Annotated in this window: 12 protein-coding genes; 10 read left to right on the plus strand and 2 right to left on the minus strand. The window is 45.5% G+C overall.

Annotation, left to right across the window (positions count from 1 at the left end; translation table 11 throughout):
* The first annotated feature begins 9 nt into the window (after window positions 1-9).
* The 6 genes from secA to ftsX all read left to right on the plus strand — a co-directional run bounded on the left by secA (window position 10) and on the right by ftsX (window position 6,895).
* The gene (gene secA, locus Y79_RS0111320) at window positions 10-2,535 is read left to right on the plus strand and encodes a preprotein translocase subunit SecA (RefSeq protein ID WP_016937785.1); all 2,526 of its coding nucleotides are present in this window, start codon (window positions 10-12) and stop codon (window positions 2,533-2,535) included.
* A gap of 74 nt (window positions 2,536-2,609) precedes the next feature.
* Window positions 2,610-3,711, plus strand: a protein-coding gene (prfB, locus tag Y79_RS0111325) for a peptide chain release factor 2 (RefSeq protein WP_155816738.1) whose coding sequence is annotated in 2 segments (ribosomal slippage) — window positions 2,610-2,681 and window positions 2,683-3,711 — 1,101 coding nt in all. Because the reading frame shifts where the segments join, the coding sequence is not laid out codon by codon here.
* Between the two features lie 170 nt (window positions 3,712-3,881).
* Window positions 3,882-4,730 (plus strand): YitT family protein, encoded by an 849-nt coding sequence (locus Y79_RS0111330; RefSeq protein WP_016937787.1) that lies wholly within the window; start codon window positions 3,882-3,884, stop codon window positions 4,728-4,730.
* 35 nt (window positions 4,731-4,765) lie between these two features.
* Window positions 4,766-5,107, plus strand: coding sequence for a cytochrome c551 (cccB, locus tag Y79_RS0111335; RefSeq protein WP_016937788.1), 342 nt, complete (start codon window positions 4,766-4,768; stop codon window positions 5,105-5,107).
* A 218-nt stretch (window positions 5,108-5,325) separates the two neighbouring features.
* A complete protein-coding gene (gene ftsE, locus Y79_RS0111340) occupies window positions 5,326-6,012 on the plus strand; it encodes a cell division ATP-binding protein FtsE (RefSeq protein WP_003151418.1) in 687 nt (228 codons plus the stop codon).
* The gene (gene ftsX, locus Y79_RS0111345; RefSeq protein ID WP_016937789.1) at window positions 6,005-6,895 is read left to right on the plus strand and encodes a permease-like cell division protein FtsX; all 891 of its coding nucleotides are present in this window, start codon (window positions 6,005-6,007) and stop codon (window positions 6,893-6,895) included. Before ftsE ends, ftsX begins: the two co-directional genes overlap by 8 nt.
* A 46-nt stretch (window positions 6,896-6,941) precedes the next feature.
* Here the strand turns inward: ftsX and Y79_RS0111350 are convergent, their stop codons facing one another.
* Window positions 6,942-8,348, minus strand: coding sequence for a right-handed parallel beta-helix repeat-containing protein (locus tag Y79_RS0111350; protein ID WP_016937790.1), 1,407 nt, complete (start codon window positions 8,346-8,348; stop codon window positions 6,942-6,944).
* Between the two features lie 167 nt (window positions 8,349-8,515).
* Between Y79_RS0111350 and ctpB the strand changes: the two genes are divergently transcribed.
* The 4 genes from ctpB to Y79_RS0111370 all read left to right on the plus strand — a co-directional run bounded on the left by ctpB (window position 8,516) and on the right by Y79_RS0111370 (window position 13,267).
* Complete coding sequence (ctpB, locus tag Y79_RS0111355) at window positions 8,516-9,916, plus strand: carboxy-terminal processing protease CtpB (RefSeq protein WP_029575300.1); 1,401 nt, start codon at window positions 8,516-8,518, stop codon at window positions 9,914-9,916.
* Window positions 9,917-10,290: 374 nt separating this feature from the next.
* On the plus strand, window positions 10,291-10,644 hold the full coding sequence (gene swrA / locus Y79_RS0111360; RefSeq protein WP_012118562.1) for a swarming motility protein SwrAA: 354 nt from the start codon (window positions 10,291-10,293) through the stop codon (window positions 10,642-10,644).
* Window positions 10,645-10,718: 74 nt separating this feature from the next.
* Complete coding sequence (minJ, locus tag Y79_RS0111365; RefSeq protein WP_016937791.1) at window positions 10,719-11,909, plus strand: cell division topological determinant MinJ; 1,191 nt, start codon at window positions 10,719-10,721, stop codon at window positions 11,907-11,909.
* Window positions 11,910-12,199: 290 nt separating this feature from the next.
* Window positions 12,200-13,267, plus strand: a complete 1,068-nt coding sequence (locus tag Y79_RS0111370; RefSeq protein WP_016937792.1) for a DUF3810 domain-containing protein — start codon at window positions 12,200-12,202, stop codon at window positions 13,265-13,267.
* A 100-nt stretch (window positions 13,268-13,367) separates the two neighbouring features.
* On the opposite strand, the gene Y79_RS0111375 is transcribed toward Y79_RS0111370, so the two are convergent.
* On the minus strand, window positions 13,368-14,705 hold the full coding sequence (locus tag Y79_RS0111375; protein ID WP_016937793.1) for an MFS transporter: 1,338 nt from the start codon (window positions 14,703-14,705) through the stop codon (window positions 13,368-13,370).
* Window positions 14,706-14,717: the final 12 nt, after the last annotated feature.

Genomic DNA, 14,717 nt, shown 5'->3' on the forward strand with positions numbered 1-14,717 from the left:
GCGTTATAGATGCTTGGGATTTTAAATAAAATGTTTGATCCGACCAAACGTGCGCTGAACAAATACGAAAAAATAGCGAATGACATTGATGCTGTAAAAGGAGATTATGAAAATCTCTCTGACGATGCGCTTAAACAAAAAACGGCAGAATTTAAAGAGCGGCTTGAAAAAGGAGAAACGACGGATGACCTTCTTGTCGAAGCGTTTGCCGTCGTTCGTGAAGCTTCACGCCGCGTAACCGGCATGTTCCCGTTTAAAGTGCAGCTGATGGGGGGCCTTGCCCTTCATGAGGGGAATATCGCAGAAATGAAAACAGGGGAAGGGAAAACGCTGACGTCAACCCTTCCGGTATATTTAAACGCGTTGACGGGAAAAGGTGTTCACGTCGTGACGGTCAACGAATATCTGGCAAGTCGTGATGCTCAGCAAATGGGAGAAATTTTCGAGTTTCTCGGGCTTACAGTCGGCCTGAACCTGAATTCGTTGTCAAAAGACGAAAAACGCGAAGCTTACGCGGCCGATATCACATATTCAACGAATAATGAACTCGGCTTTGATTATTTGCGTGACAACATGGTGCTTTATAAAGAACAAATGGTGCAGCGCCCGCTTCATTTTGCCGTTATTGATGAAGTCGATTCCATTTTAGTCGATGAAGCGAGAACGCCATTGATTATTTCCGGACAAGCTCAGAAGTCCACAAAACTGTACGTGCAGGCAAATGCGTTTGTCCGCACACTCAAGCAAGATCAGGATTATACGTATGACGTCAAAACGAAGGGCGTTCAGCTGACGGAAGAAGGAATGACGAAGGCTGAAAAAACGTTCGGCATCGACAACCTGTTTGATGTCAAAAACGTGGCGTTGAACCACCATATCAACCAGGCTTTAAAAGCCCATGCGGCGATGCAGAAAGACGTGGATTATGTTGTTGAAGACGGCCAGGTCGTCATCGTCGATTCCTTCACCGGCCGTCTGATGAAAGGACGCCGCTACAGCGAAGGCCTTCACCAGGCGATTGAAGCGAAAGAAGGCCTGGAGATTCAAAATGAAAGCATGACTCTGGCGACGATTACGTTCCAAAACTATTTCCGTATGTATGAAAAGCTTGCCGGCATGACCGGTACCGCAAAAACGGAAGAGGAAGAATTCCGCAATATTTATAACATGCAGGTTGTGTCCATTCCGACCAACCAGCCGGTCATCCGTGAAGACCGTCCGGATTTGATCTACCGCTCAATGGAAGGGAAATTCAAGGCGGTGGCGGAGGATGTCGCCCAGCGCTACATGACCGGACAGCCTGTTCTTGTCGGTACGGTTGCCGTTGAAACATCTGAATTGATTTCTAAACTTCTGAAGAATAAAGGAATTCCGCATCAGGTGCTGAACGCGAAAAACCATGAGCGTGAAGCTCAGATCATTGAAGAAGCGGGACAAAAAGGCGCTGTCACAATTGCGACCAACATGGCAGGACGCGGAACCGACATTAAACTCGGTGAAGGCGTAAAAGAGCTTGGCGGCCTTGCAGTCGTCGGTACGGAACGCCACGAATCCCGCCGGATTGACAACCAGCTCCGCGGACGTTCAGGGCGTCAGGGAGACCCGGGTATCACACAATTTTATCTTTCAATGGAAGATGAATTGATGCGCCGTTTCGGAGCTGAACGGACGATGGCGATGCTTGACCGGTTCGGTATGGATGACTCCACGCCGATTCAGAGCAAAATGGTGTCACGCGCCGTGGAATCGTCTCAAAAACGTGTCGAAGGAAACAACTTCGATTCACGTAAACAGCTTCTCCAATATGACGACGTGCTCCGTCAGCAGCGCGAAGTCATTTACAAGCAGCGTTTTGAAGTCATTGACTCTGAAAACCTGCGTGACATTGTGGAAGGCATGATCAAGTCTTCACTGGAGCGTGCAATTGCCGCTTATACGCCGAAAGAGGAGCTTCCGGAAGAATGGAATCTTGACGGCCTCGTGGAGCTTGTGAATACAACGTATCTTGATGAAGGCGCGCTTGAAAAGAGCGATATCTTCGGAAAAGAACCGGATGAAATGCATGAGATGATCATGGATCGTATCATGACAAAATATAATGAAAAAGAAGAGAATTTCGGCACCGAGCAGATGCGTGAATTCGAAAAAGTCATCGTATTGCGTGCCGTCGATTCAAAATGGATGGATCATATTGATGCGATGGATCAGCTGCGTCAAGGGATTCACCTTCGCGCCTATGCGCAGACAAATCCGCTGCGTGAATATCAAATGGAAGGTTTCGCTATGTTTGAGCACATGATTGAGTCCATTGAGGACGAGGTGGCGAAATTCGTCATGAAGGCCGAGATTGAAAGCAATCTGGAACGCGAAGAAGTTGTTCAGGGCCAAACGACGGCTCACCAGCCGCAGGACGGCGGTGAGGCCAAACAAGCGAAAAAAGCGCCGGTGCGCAAAGTCGTAGATATCGGACGCAACGCGCCTTGCCATTGCGGAAGCGGAAAAAAATATAAAAATTGCTGCGGCCGGACAGAATAGTCACGACTGTATGCATCGAACATGACCGGGTCTGCGTCTTATGGCGCCCCGGATCTTTTAATGAGGTGAATGGAATGGAATTATCAGAAATCAGGGCAGAGCTCGAAAATATGGCTTCTCGTTTAGCGGACTTCAGGGGGTCTCTTTGACCTCGAATCAAAGGAAGCCCGCATTGCAGAATTAGATGAAAAGATGGCGGAACCGGAATTCTGGAATGACCAGCAGAAGGCCCAAACTGTCATCAACGAAGCGAACGGTCTGAAGGAATACGTGAACTCCTATCATCAGCTGAGCGAGTCTCATGAAGAGCTCCAAATGACACATGATCTTTTAAAAGAAGAACCTGATACGGATCTTCAGCAGGAGCTTGAAAAAGAGCTGAAGTCATTAACGAAGGAATTGAATGAATTTGAGCTTCAGCTGCTGCTCAGTGAACCATATGACAAAAATAACGCGATTTTAGAACTTCACCCGGGTGCCGGCGGTACAGAATCCCAAGACTGGGGTTCCATGCTGCTCAGAATGTACACCCGCTGGGCGGAAAGACGCGGATTCAAAGTTGAAACGCTTGATTATCTGCCAGGAGATGAAGCCGGAATTAAGTCGGTCACACTGCTCATTAAGGGCCACAATGCATACGGCTATTTAAAAGCGGAAAAAGGCGTACACCGACTCGTGCGGATTTCTCCGTTTGATTCATCAGGCCGCCGCCACACGTCATTCGTGTCATGTGAAGTCATGCCTGAATTCAATGAAGAAATCGACATTGATATTCGTACCGAAGATATTAAAGTTGATACGTACCGGGCGAGCGGTGCCGGCGGACAGCACGTCAATACGACTGATTCAGCCGTTCGGATCACCCACCTGCCGACAAATGTAGTCGTCACGTGCCAGACGGAACGTTCACAAATCAAAAACCGCGACAGAGCGATGAAAATGCTCAAAGCGAAGCTGTATCAGCGCAGAATTGAAGAACAGCAGGCGGAGCTTGACGAAATCCGCGGCGAACAGAAAGAAATCGGCTGGGGCAGCCAAATCCGCTCTTACGTATTCCATCCGTACTCCATGGTGAAAGACCACCGGACCAATACGGAAATGGGGAACGTACAGGCGGTTATGGACGGAGATATTGATATCTTCATTGATGCCTACTTACGCTCAAAACTGTCTTAATCCGGGAACACACCTGCCTTTGGCATGGTGTGTTTTTTTATCCGTTCTCTTTGTCCATTTTTCACAATAGCGCTTTAGCAAATTAATACGGTATTTGGCTGTTATTTACTTCTAAGCCGGGAAGACTTAAAATGCTATCGAGAGAAAATCGGAGAACGGAGGATTTTTGCATGGATGTGAATCACAATAAGCCGCTCCGGCAGATCAAAGATTACATATATATCATGATCGGCGCGGCGATTACAGGGGTCGTGTTTAACGTATTTTTGCTGCCGAACCGTATAGCGGCGGGCGGAGTAAGCGGAATCAGCACCATTTTGGAGACGTTTGGTTTTGAGCCGGCTTACGTGCAGTGGATCATTAACATCCCCTTGTTTATCGCCGGAGTGATCATTCTCGGCGGGAAATTCGGAATGAAGACACTTGTCGGTTCCATCGTTCTGCCGCTTGCCGTCTTTTTAACAAGAGACCTGCCTGCCGCGACGACCCATGAATTGTTGGCGGCGATTTTCGGAGGCGTCGGGATCGGCGCTGGGATCGGCATCGTGTATCTCGGCAAAGGCTCCACGGGGGGAACGGCACTGGCGGCGCAGATCATCCACAAATACACGGGGCTTTCACTGGGAACGTGCCTTGCCATCATGGACGGATTAATTGTGCTGAGCGCGATGCTCGTTTTCGGAGTGGAACAGGGACTGTATGCGATGCTTGGGGTATTTATGTCAAGCAAAACGATTGATGTCGTGCAGGTCGGGTTCAACCGCTCCAAAATGGCTTTAATCATAACACAGCATGAAGAAGCCGTCAGGTCGGCTGTGTTTACGGAAATTGACAGGGGTGTGACGAAGATTTCCGCAGTCGGCGGGTATACGGAACATGACCGGCCGATCTTAATGTGTGTCGTCGGCCAGACCGAATTCACAAAACTGAAACAAATCGTCAAACAAATTGATGAGTCAGCCTTTGTCATTGTCGCAGACGCAAGCGAGGTGCTCGGCGAGGGTTTCAAACGCGCGTAAACGGGGTTATAATAGCGAAGGGGTGCATCTTACATATGAAATCAAAATGGGCGCTATTGGCGCTGGTTCTGACCATGTCCGTCCTGTTGGCGGCATGCGGCGGAGCCAATGAATCGAAAAAAGAAAGCTCTGACAGCTCAGGCGGATCGAAAGCATCTGCGTCAGCGGGCGAAGAGCTTTATCAGCAAAGCTGTATCGGCTGTCACGGTAAAGACTTAGAAGGCGGCGGAGGTCCGAATTTACAGGAAGTCGGCGGGAAGTATGATGAAGCTAAAATTGAAAGCATCATTAAAAACGGACGCGGCAATATGCCGAGCCATCTTGTAAATGATGAGGAAGCCGCGAAGATCGCAAAATGGCTGTCACAGAAAAAATAACAGAAAAACCTTGCCTGTTATAGGGGCAAGGTTTTTTCACGGCCTGGGAATGAAAAGAAACTGTAATAGTAATATGTCTAAATTTGACGTATAATGAAGTGTACTGAGGAAAAGGAACTTTCAGATTTTTCATCTGTTTCCTGGTAGATCGGCCATAAACCGCAGTATTTTTGCGAACTCTATGGCTGCAAGACATAAATAAAAGATTAGGTGATTTCATGATAGAGATGAAAGAAGTATATAAATCCTATCCGAACGGTGTAAAAGCGATTAACGGGCTGTCAGTCATGATTCATCCCGGAGAATTTGTATATGTCGTAGGACCGAGCGGAGCCGGTAAATCTACTTTTATTAAAATGATTTACAGAGAAGAAAAACCGACAAAAGGGCAAATATTGATTAATCATAAAGATCTCGCGGCTGTGAAAGAAAAAGAGATTCCTTTCGTGCGGCGTAAAATAGGTGTTGTTTTCCAGGATTTTAAACTTCTTCCGAAATTGACGGTATTTGAAAACGTAGCGTTTGCGCTTGAGGTTATCGGAGAGCAGCAGTCAGTCATAAAAAAACGCGTGCTCGAAGTGCTCGATCTGGTGCAGCTGAAACATAAAGCGCGGCAGTTTCCCGACCAGCTTTCCGGAGGAGAACAGCAGCGTGTTTCCATCGCAAGATCCATTGTCAACAATCCTGACGTCGTTATAGCTGACGAACCGACGGGCAACCTTGATCCGGTAACATCATGGGAAGTCATGAAGACGCTGGAAGAGATTAACAACCGCGGAACGACTGTCGTGATGGCGACACACAATAAAGAAATAGTAAACACCATGAAGAAACGGGTCATCGCGATCGAAGACGGAATTATTGTGCGTGATGAGTCAAGAGGGGAGTATGGTTCTTATGATTAAAATTCTCGGGCGCCATTTGCGTGAGAGTTTTAAATCTCTCGGAAGAAACACATGGATGACATTTGCATCCATCAGCGCTGTTACCGTTACATTGATTTTGGTCGGCGTGTTTTTAGTCATTATGCTGAATTTAAACAATATGGCTAAAAATGCTGAAAAAGAAGTGGAAATTAAAGTATTAATCGATCTGACGTCAAATAAGAAAACGCAGGATACGCTGCAGAATGAGATCAAAGACATCTCGGGAATCCAAAGCGTAGAATTTTCATCTAAAGATAAAGAGCTTGATCAATTGGTCAAAAGCTTCGGCGACAGCGGAAAGGCCATGAAAATGCAAGATCAGGAAAACCCGCTGAACAACGCGTTTATCGTCAAAACGACAGATCCGCATGATACGCCGAAAGTCGCGAAAAAAATTGAGAAGCTGGATCATGTGTATAAAGTGACATACGGGAAAGAAGAAGTCAGCCGTCTGTTTAAGGTCGTCGGGGTGTCACGCAACATCGGGATCGCGTTAATCATCGGCCTTCTGTTCACGGCGATGTTCTTAATTTCAAATACAATTAAAATCACGATTTTCGCCAGAAGAAAAGAGATTGAAATCATGAAGCTTGTCGGTGCGACAAACTGGTTTATCCGCTGGCCGTTTTTCCTTGAAGGGCTGCTGCTTGGGGTATTTGGTTCTGTCATACCGATCGCTCTCGTGCTGAGCACGTACCAGTCGATGGTCGCTTGGGTGGCTCCGAAAGTTCAGGGCTCATTTGTTTCACTCCTGCCGTACAGTCCGTTTGTGTTCCAAGTATCACTTGTGCTCATTCTGATCGGCGCGGTTATCGGAGTATGGGGAAGCCTGACGTCCATCCGGAAATTCCTTCGTGTATAAATGCAAAAGCCAGTCTTTATCAGACTGGCTTTTTTTGATGGTTCTGTTATTGAATGACGGGCAGGGCCGGTGATCCCGGCTTTAATGTAAAGTCATAAGACGATTCGTCACGGTACATCGGATCGGCATATATGGAATTCGAATCATTTGCCGATCCTTTTTTGTAATCTGCGAATGAATCATATTCTTTGTTCTTCCAATTCCAAATGCCGTCTTTTCCCGCTTCTTTGTGATAGACGTTATGATTAACGGTATTGCCTTCGTTTTTCGTATAATCATTTGCGATAAAAATCCGTGAACCGCTTGCCGTCAAGATGTTCTTTTCGATGGTGTTCCCTTTTGTATCGTACTGGAGCAGCAGCTGGCCGCCGTCAAGGTCCTTCGTGTCATTTCGGTACATAATATTGTGAGCGATCACGGAATTGATTGTGCCGCCTCGTTTTGTGTCATATCCCCCGATTGAAATACCCGTGTAAGCATTGTTGTACACTTTGTTATCCGTAATCCGTATATCTTGTGCGTACTTCCCTTTATGCTCGGAAGTGGCTTCAATGCCGAGGTCATTGTTGTAAACGGTGTTTTTCTTAATGTCCACATGTTCTGCGCCGTCAACGTATATACCGCCCGCGGAGTATTCATTGCCGTAGGCGGGGTTTCCGTAAGAAGAGTTATGGCTCACCGTATTGTTTTCAATGACGCCGTTTCGCGCATAGTCGTTTTGCTTGGAAGTTCCTTCGTAGCCGATCACGTCAATCCCGATATTGTTGTTGTTCCGGATGGTATTGCCGGCGATCTTAAAACCGTCAACATTCCCGTTCAGCACGACCGCTTCGCTTGCGCCGAGCGTCAGTTTTTCAACCGTGTTATTTGTGATGCTGACATCCTTCATGGCGCCCGAGCCGTAAAACGCGATGCCGTGTGCATTTCCCTCATCAGCCGTTGTTTTAATGTTCCGGATATGGTTGCCGTCAATGGCGATATGACTGCTTGATCCGGTGACATAGATGCCCATGGCTGTCGCATCTTCTGATGAGACGGATAGGTTTTCAAGCGTAATGCCGTGAATGGTAATGTACTGTTTATTGCTGATTTGAATTAATGGTGTTTCAGAATCGCTTTTAGGTGCAGATTTGCCGCTGATGGTGACATGCTCATTCTGATAGTTCTGAAATGTAATCGGCTTTTTCGCCGTCCCGCTGTGCTTTACTTCAAATGTTTCGTCGTACGTTCCTTCCCGAATCAATACTGTTGTTCCGGCCTCCGCCTTTTCCGCCGCATGCTTCAATGTGCGGAACGGCTTTTCTTTCGTTCCGTCATTTTGATCGTTTCCCGCGGGAGAAACATACAGAGCGTCAGCCTGTGATTTTTCATTGGCCTCTGTTTTTTGCCAGACAAAGGCGGTAATGCCTGCGGCCAGCACCGCCGCGGATAAAATCGATAATTTTATTTTCATATCGCATTCTCCTGTATATTTAATGAATTGCATACAAATTATTATACGTTACCCATTTATATGAAACAATCTATCGGTTCCGTTTTTTTGTTGCCGTTACATGAATTCTTTTCAGTTTACACATACTATCTCCAGGTTTTCGTAAAAGGACTAAGAGGAGGTAAACGATGAAGCAGAAAATAATCGCAGCGATAGCGGCCGTCAGCATCTTGTGCGGCGGAGCCCATATTGCCGGGGCGGCACAGCAGAAATCATCAGAAGCAGAAAGAAGCCAGGCAATGGAAAAAATTGAAAAAGCATATGAGCTGATCTCGAACGAATATGTGGAAAATGTGGATAAAGAAAAGCTTCTTGAAGGAGCGATTCAGGGGATGCTGTCTACATTAAACGACCCTTATTCCGTTTATATGGACAAGCAGACCGCCAAGCAGTTTTCCGATTCTCTGGATTCATCTTTTGAAGGGATCGGCGCTGAAGTCGGTATGGAAGAGAATAAAATCATTATCGTATCACCGTTTAAGCAATCTCCGGCTGAAAAGGCAGGCCTCAAGCCGAATGATGAAATCATCAGTATAAACGGCGAGTCAATGAACGGGAAAGATTTAAATGAAGCCGTGCTGAAAATCAGAGGGAAAAAAGGATCGAAAGTTTCTATTAAAATACATCGTCCGGGCACTGAAAAACAGCTGTCATTCCGGATTAAAAGAGCGGAAATCCCGCTGGAAACCGTATTTGCTTCCCGTAAGGAATCAGGCGGGCATCATGTCGGCTACATCGCTATATCGACATTTTCCGAGCATACTGCTCAGGACTTCGCCGCGGCGCTGAAAAAGCTTGAGAAACAAGGGATTGACGGACTCGTTCTTGACGTAAGAGGAAATCCCGGCGGCTACCTTCAAAGCGTCGAACAGATTTTAAAGCATTTCGTCACAAAAGACATGCCGTATATCCAAATCGCGGAACGCAACGGAGATAAAAAACAATATTTCTCAACTTTAAAACATAAGAAGCCGTATCCCGTTAATGTCATTACGGATAAAGGAAGCGCTTCTGCTTCAGAAATTCTTGCGGGCGCGCTGAAAGAAGCGGGGCATTATGACGTTGTCGGTGATACCTCCTTCGGTAAAGGAACGGTACAGCAGGCCGTGCCGATGGGAGACGGCAGCAACATTAAATTGACGCTTTACAAATGGCTGACGCCGAAAGGCAATTGGATTCACAAAAAAGGCATTACTCCGACAATCGCCGTAAGCCAGCCGGATTATTTTGCGGCGGGACCGCTTCAGCTGAAACAGCCGCTTCAGCCTGATATGAACAGCGCAGATGTCAAACACGCGCAAATCCTGCTGAAAGGTTTGGGTTTCGACCCGGGCAGGGCGGACGGCTATTTCAGCGGCACAATGAAAAAAGCCGTCATGGCGTTCCAAGATCGGTACAAACTTGATAAAACAGCTGTCATTGACAAACAAACAGCGGAAAAAATGAATCAGCTGATGAATGAGAAGAAATCTGACGAAAAAAATGATATACAGCTGCAAATGGCGTTAAAATCATTATTTGTTAAATAAATGAAAAGGAGGCTTTTTTTAAGCCTCCTGTTTCTTTTATCATGTCTCATAAATGAACCAAAAGACATATAATTATGACGATTTTGACAAGATATTAAAAAAATTTTCACATTTAAACATTTATAAAGGACAAACATTACCCGATATTTATATGGAAGAGAGACTTTATGCCGAGTTAATATGTATTCAAAATGAAACTTTTGAAAGTTGCCTCAGTCAGTTTTAGTTCTTACAATAAAAGAAGGTTCTAATAGAGAACAGTTTTTTAGTTTGGCAGCTGCATTTCAGTATTGAAAGCAGAAGTGTTTGCGGCGCTTCAGCACGGCAGCTGTAATCACCCGTGCTTATCTGGATAAAAAAATGGGGGTTCACAATTGAAGAGGGCAAGTATTGTGCGTGAAAAAAAATATTATGAATTAGTGGAACAACTAAAAGACCGAACAAAAGACGTTACATTTTCATCAACAAAAGCACTAAGTCTTCTTATGCTGTTCAGCAGATACCTGGTCAATTACACAAATGTTGAATGTGTTCACGATATCAATGAGGAGTGTGCAAAGCATTATTTCACCTACTTAATGAAAAACCATAAGCGTTTAGGAATCAATCTGACGGATATTAAACGGTCCATGCTTTTGATCAGCGGTGTAATCGAGGTGGAAGTCGACCACTATCTGAAAGATTTCTCTCTCTCAAACGTGACGTTGTGGATGACGGAAGAGAGATAGACGTTTGAGATATTCAAGCCAATGATTATTTGGTAGAATAGAATTAAAATGTTTGGCTTGAGGCGGTGAAAGCAATGTCTGTTCAATGGGGAATTGAACTTCTGAAAAGTATCGGTCTGTTTTTTTTGCACCCGATGTTTTGGTTTTTTATCATCATAAGTCTCGCATGCGGATATTTGCGGATTAAACGTGAACGCCATACGTTTCATACAAAAATCGCAGATATGTATGACGAGCTTATCTTTACATACATAAAAGGGCTTATACCGGGTATTCTTCTCTCCATATTATTTTTTGGACTGGGAATTTCGATTCCATTCGGTCTTCTCGGCATAATTGCGGCTGTGACGGCTTTGGCATCGCTGACGTTCCGTATGAACTGGCTGTCATCAGCTTATATTGTCAGCGCCGGCATGTTGATTGCGTTTATCCTTCAGTATACCCACACAGTGCCGTTTGCGGATCGGTTTCCGCAGGCATTCGGCGTGAATTGGGCATCAGCGGCCGTGTTTATGGGCCTTTTGATCATCACGGAGGGAGCGGCTGCTTACCGTTCAGCGCACCTGAAAACATCTCCGGCGCTTGTCGTCAGCAGCAGAGGTCTGCCCATCGGCCGTCAATTGGCGAATCGCGCATGGCTGCTTCCGCTTTTCTTATTGGTGCCGGGCAGCGGGCTTGAGTCACACCTTTCTTGGTGGCCTGTCTTTACCGTGCCGGGCGGCTCTTTCCATCTGATCTGGATTCCTTATATCGCCGGCTTCGGACAGCGTGTGCAGGGATCCCTGCCAGAAGTCAGCATACGGATAACGGCGAAGCGTGTCATGATTCTCGGGATTATCGTCACCGCGTTCGGGGCAGCGGCCCTTTGGTGGAGTCCGCTTGCCGGTGCTGCCGCTTGTATTGCGGTGCTCGGACGCCTGTTCTTATCATTGAGACAGCGGCTGAACGATAACGCGGCTCCGTTTTATTTCTCTAAGCGGGATCAGGGCTTAATGGTGCTCGGCATCATTCCGAATACGCCCGCGGAAGATCTTGAGCTGAAGATCGGTGAGATTATAACGAAAGTAAACGGCATTCCCGTAAAGCATGTATCGGATTTTTACGAAGCACTTCAAAAAAACCGCGCATTTGTAAAAATGGAGATCATCGGCCTGAATGGTGAGATCCGGTTTGATCAGCGCGCGTCCTATGAAGGCGAACATCATGAATTAGGTATTTTATTCGTTCAGGATGAACATGAGCAAGAAGAAATGACAGCATTATAATGTGATTTTTCATAATTATTCGGAATAGTTTCAAGAACTCCTAAACTAGATTTCAAAATCAGTTAGAAAGTAAAACAGCTAAGAAAATTATATTTTCTTAGCTGTTTTATTTTGAAATAATAAAAAAATAAATGAAGGAGAGGTATGGCTTATTGGAAAGGTTATTGCTAACTCCAAAACCTTTAGAAGATGAATCTTTAGAAGGATATATATTAAGAATAACTGATTATAATGGTTATGTTGGATAGGGGGAGTACATTATAAAAAAGCTTTTACTTAAGAGATTACCGTTGATTTCACTTGGAGTTATAGCTTACATACTGACAAAATACGCGCAGAACCATCAGGATTGGGCGGAGAAATACAGTAGGTCTGTATATCCGTTATTGTCAAAAACAGTAGGACTTGTACCTTCTTGGGTCACATTTTCTGTTAGTGAATGGCTCGTAGTGTTGGTTGTGTTACTTTTTCTATTTTATATCGTTTATTATGTGCGCAAGGTTATCATGAGTAAAGGTGTACGTAGGATGGTAGTTTATCGTGGTGCTCTAGGAATAGTTACGATCTGTAGCGTGATATATTTTTGTTATACTATTTTGGGTGGAATAAACTATTACAGATATTCTTTTTTGTCTCATACCGAATATAAAGAAGAGAACTACAGCAAGGAAGAACTGGTTAAATTGAGTAAGTCACTTGCCGTTGAAATGGAATTGGCAAGGGAAAAGTTAGCGGATACTGATCTTTTGGCTCATGTACCAGAGGTTTTTGATTATTATGCACAACACGCAGTGTTCTCGATGCAAATGTTATCAAAGAAATATCCTGTTTTGGAGCATTCATATTCAACACCAAAACCAGTGGTGATGTCAAAACTAATGTCGCATGCAGGGATACATGGTATTTTTGTCCCTTTTACTTATGAATCCAATATCAATGTTAATGTGCCAGTTTTTTTGGTGCCTGCTACTATGGCGCATGAATTGGCACATCAGAGTGGTTTCATGCATGAGGATGAGGCTAATTTTATAGCTTATCTGGCATGTAAGCAGCAGGATGATCCAATGATACTATACAGTGGTTTATTTCTGGCATTTGATTATTCTATATCTGAGCTAAAGAAAGTGGATCCAGATCAGGCGTCTGATATAATGTCCAGTCTGTCCAAAGCGGTGCGGCATGATATAGAACAAAATGAGCAGTACCGGGATAAGTATGAGGGTGTTATTTCAAGTATTTCAAGAAATGTAAATGACGTATATCTGAAGGCAAATAATCAGACAGACGGTTTGAATAGCTATAGTGATATGGTGAGTTTGTTGCTGGCAGAGCAGCGAGAGATAGAGAAGTACAATTAAATGTACAGTGGGGGAGTGAGGTGACACTTTGAGAGAGAAAAATAAGAAGGAAAACTAGAAAAGGTTCCGGAAAGCGGGTGCTCACGGAACCTTTTTTTGTTTACGCCGAATGGCTTTTTTTCGTATCAACGGTTTCGCCGGACTTAATTCCCAGCGATACGAACAAGCCGATCACAGATACGCCGATCAATATTATAAACAGAATGTGAAATCCGGAGATTAAACCGATCAGTGCTGAAGAAATAATGCTTCCGAAATAACGGAAGGTGGAAAAAATCCCGGATGCGATACCGGACATGCCCGGTTCTACCGTCGCAAGAGAAGACACCTGCATGCTCGTCAGCCCCGCACCGGACGCGATGCCCCCCACAATAAGCGATGCCATAAGGAACGGGACGGAATGGGAATAAACCAAAAGCAGAAATAAAAGATTGGCTCCGGCCATCAGCCCGAAGGACAGAAAAATCATTCTTCGCGCGCCCCATTTGTGATGCAGCTGAGCTCCGCCCCAGTTGCTGGCGGACATAAAAATGGAAAAGACTGAAAGAGCCATACCGCTGTGCGACGTATTCATGCTGAAGTGGCCGGTCATAAAGAGCGGCATAATCAATAACACGGCATACATCATTAAATTGCTTAACAGAACGGACAGATTGGCGCTTGTAAAGGTTGTGTTTTTAAACAGGTCAAAATCAATAATCGGATGTTTCGTGCGCAGCTCCCGCCTGAAAAATAACGGAACAAATAAAAGAATGAGCAGCGCGTACACCCAATAGCCCAAAGAGCTTTCATTTTTCGTCAGAAGAATAATAGAAACAATGCTCCCGGCAAGCAGAACGGATCCGATGATATCAAGCGGCGCGTCAGAGGTTTCTTCTTTATATTTAGGAAACATGATAAATGCCGTCCCGAGTGCGATCGCCAGAAACGGAATGTTGACCCAAAAGATCGAATGCCAGCTGAAACTCTCGATTAAAAGTGACCCGATAAACGGACCGAGAGCTGCGCCCAGCCCGGCACCGAGGCCGAAAAAACCAAATACTTTCGGAAGCCGTTTTTCGGACACGACATGGCGGATGATGGCGATGCTGTTTGGCGTAAGCAAAGCGCCGCCGGCAGCCTGAAGCGCCCGGAAGAAAATCAATAAGAAAAGACTTGGCGAGAGGGCGCACCCCAATGAAGCGATCAGAAAAAGGCCGACACCCCATAAATACATTTTTTTATTTCCGTACATATCACCGAGCTTGCCGGCAATGGGCTGTGTCACGGCCATCACAATTAAATACACCGTCACGACCCATGTGATGCTGGCAATTGATTCGCTGAATGAGCGGGAAATGGATGAAAGAGCGACTGCGATCATCGTAGAATTGATGGGAACGAGTATGGCTCCCAGCAAAAGCGAAACGATCAGCGCCCATTCTTTCTTTGAACTCATCCTTCATCCTCC

This window comes from Bacillus siamensis KCTC 13613, assembly GCF_000262045.1.
GTDB classification, from domain to species: domain Bacteria; phylum Bacillota; class Bacilli; order Bacillales; family Bacillaceae; genus Bacillus; species Bacillus siamensis.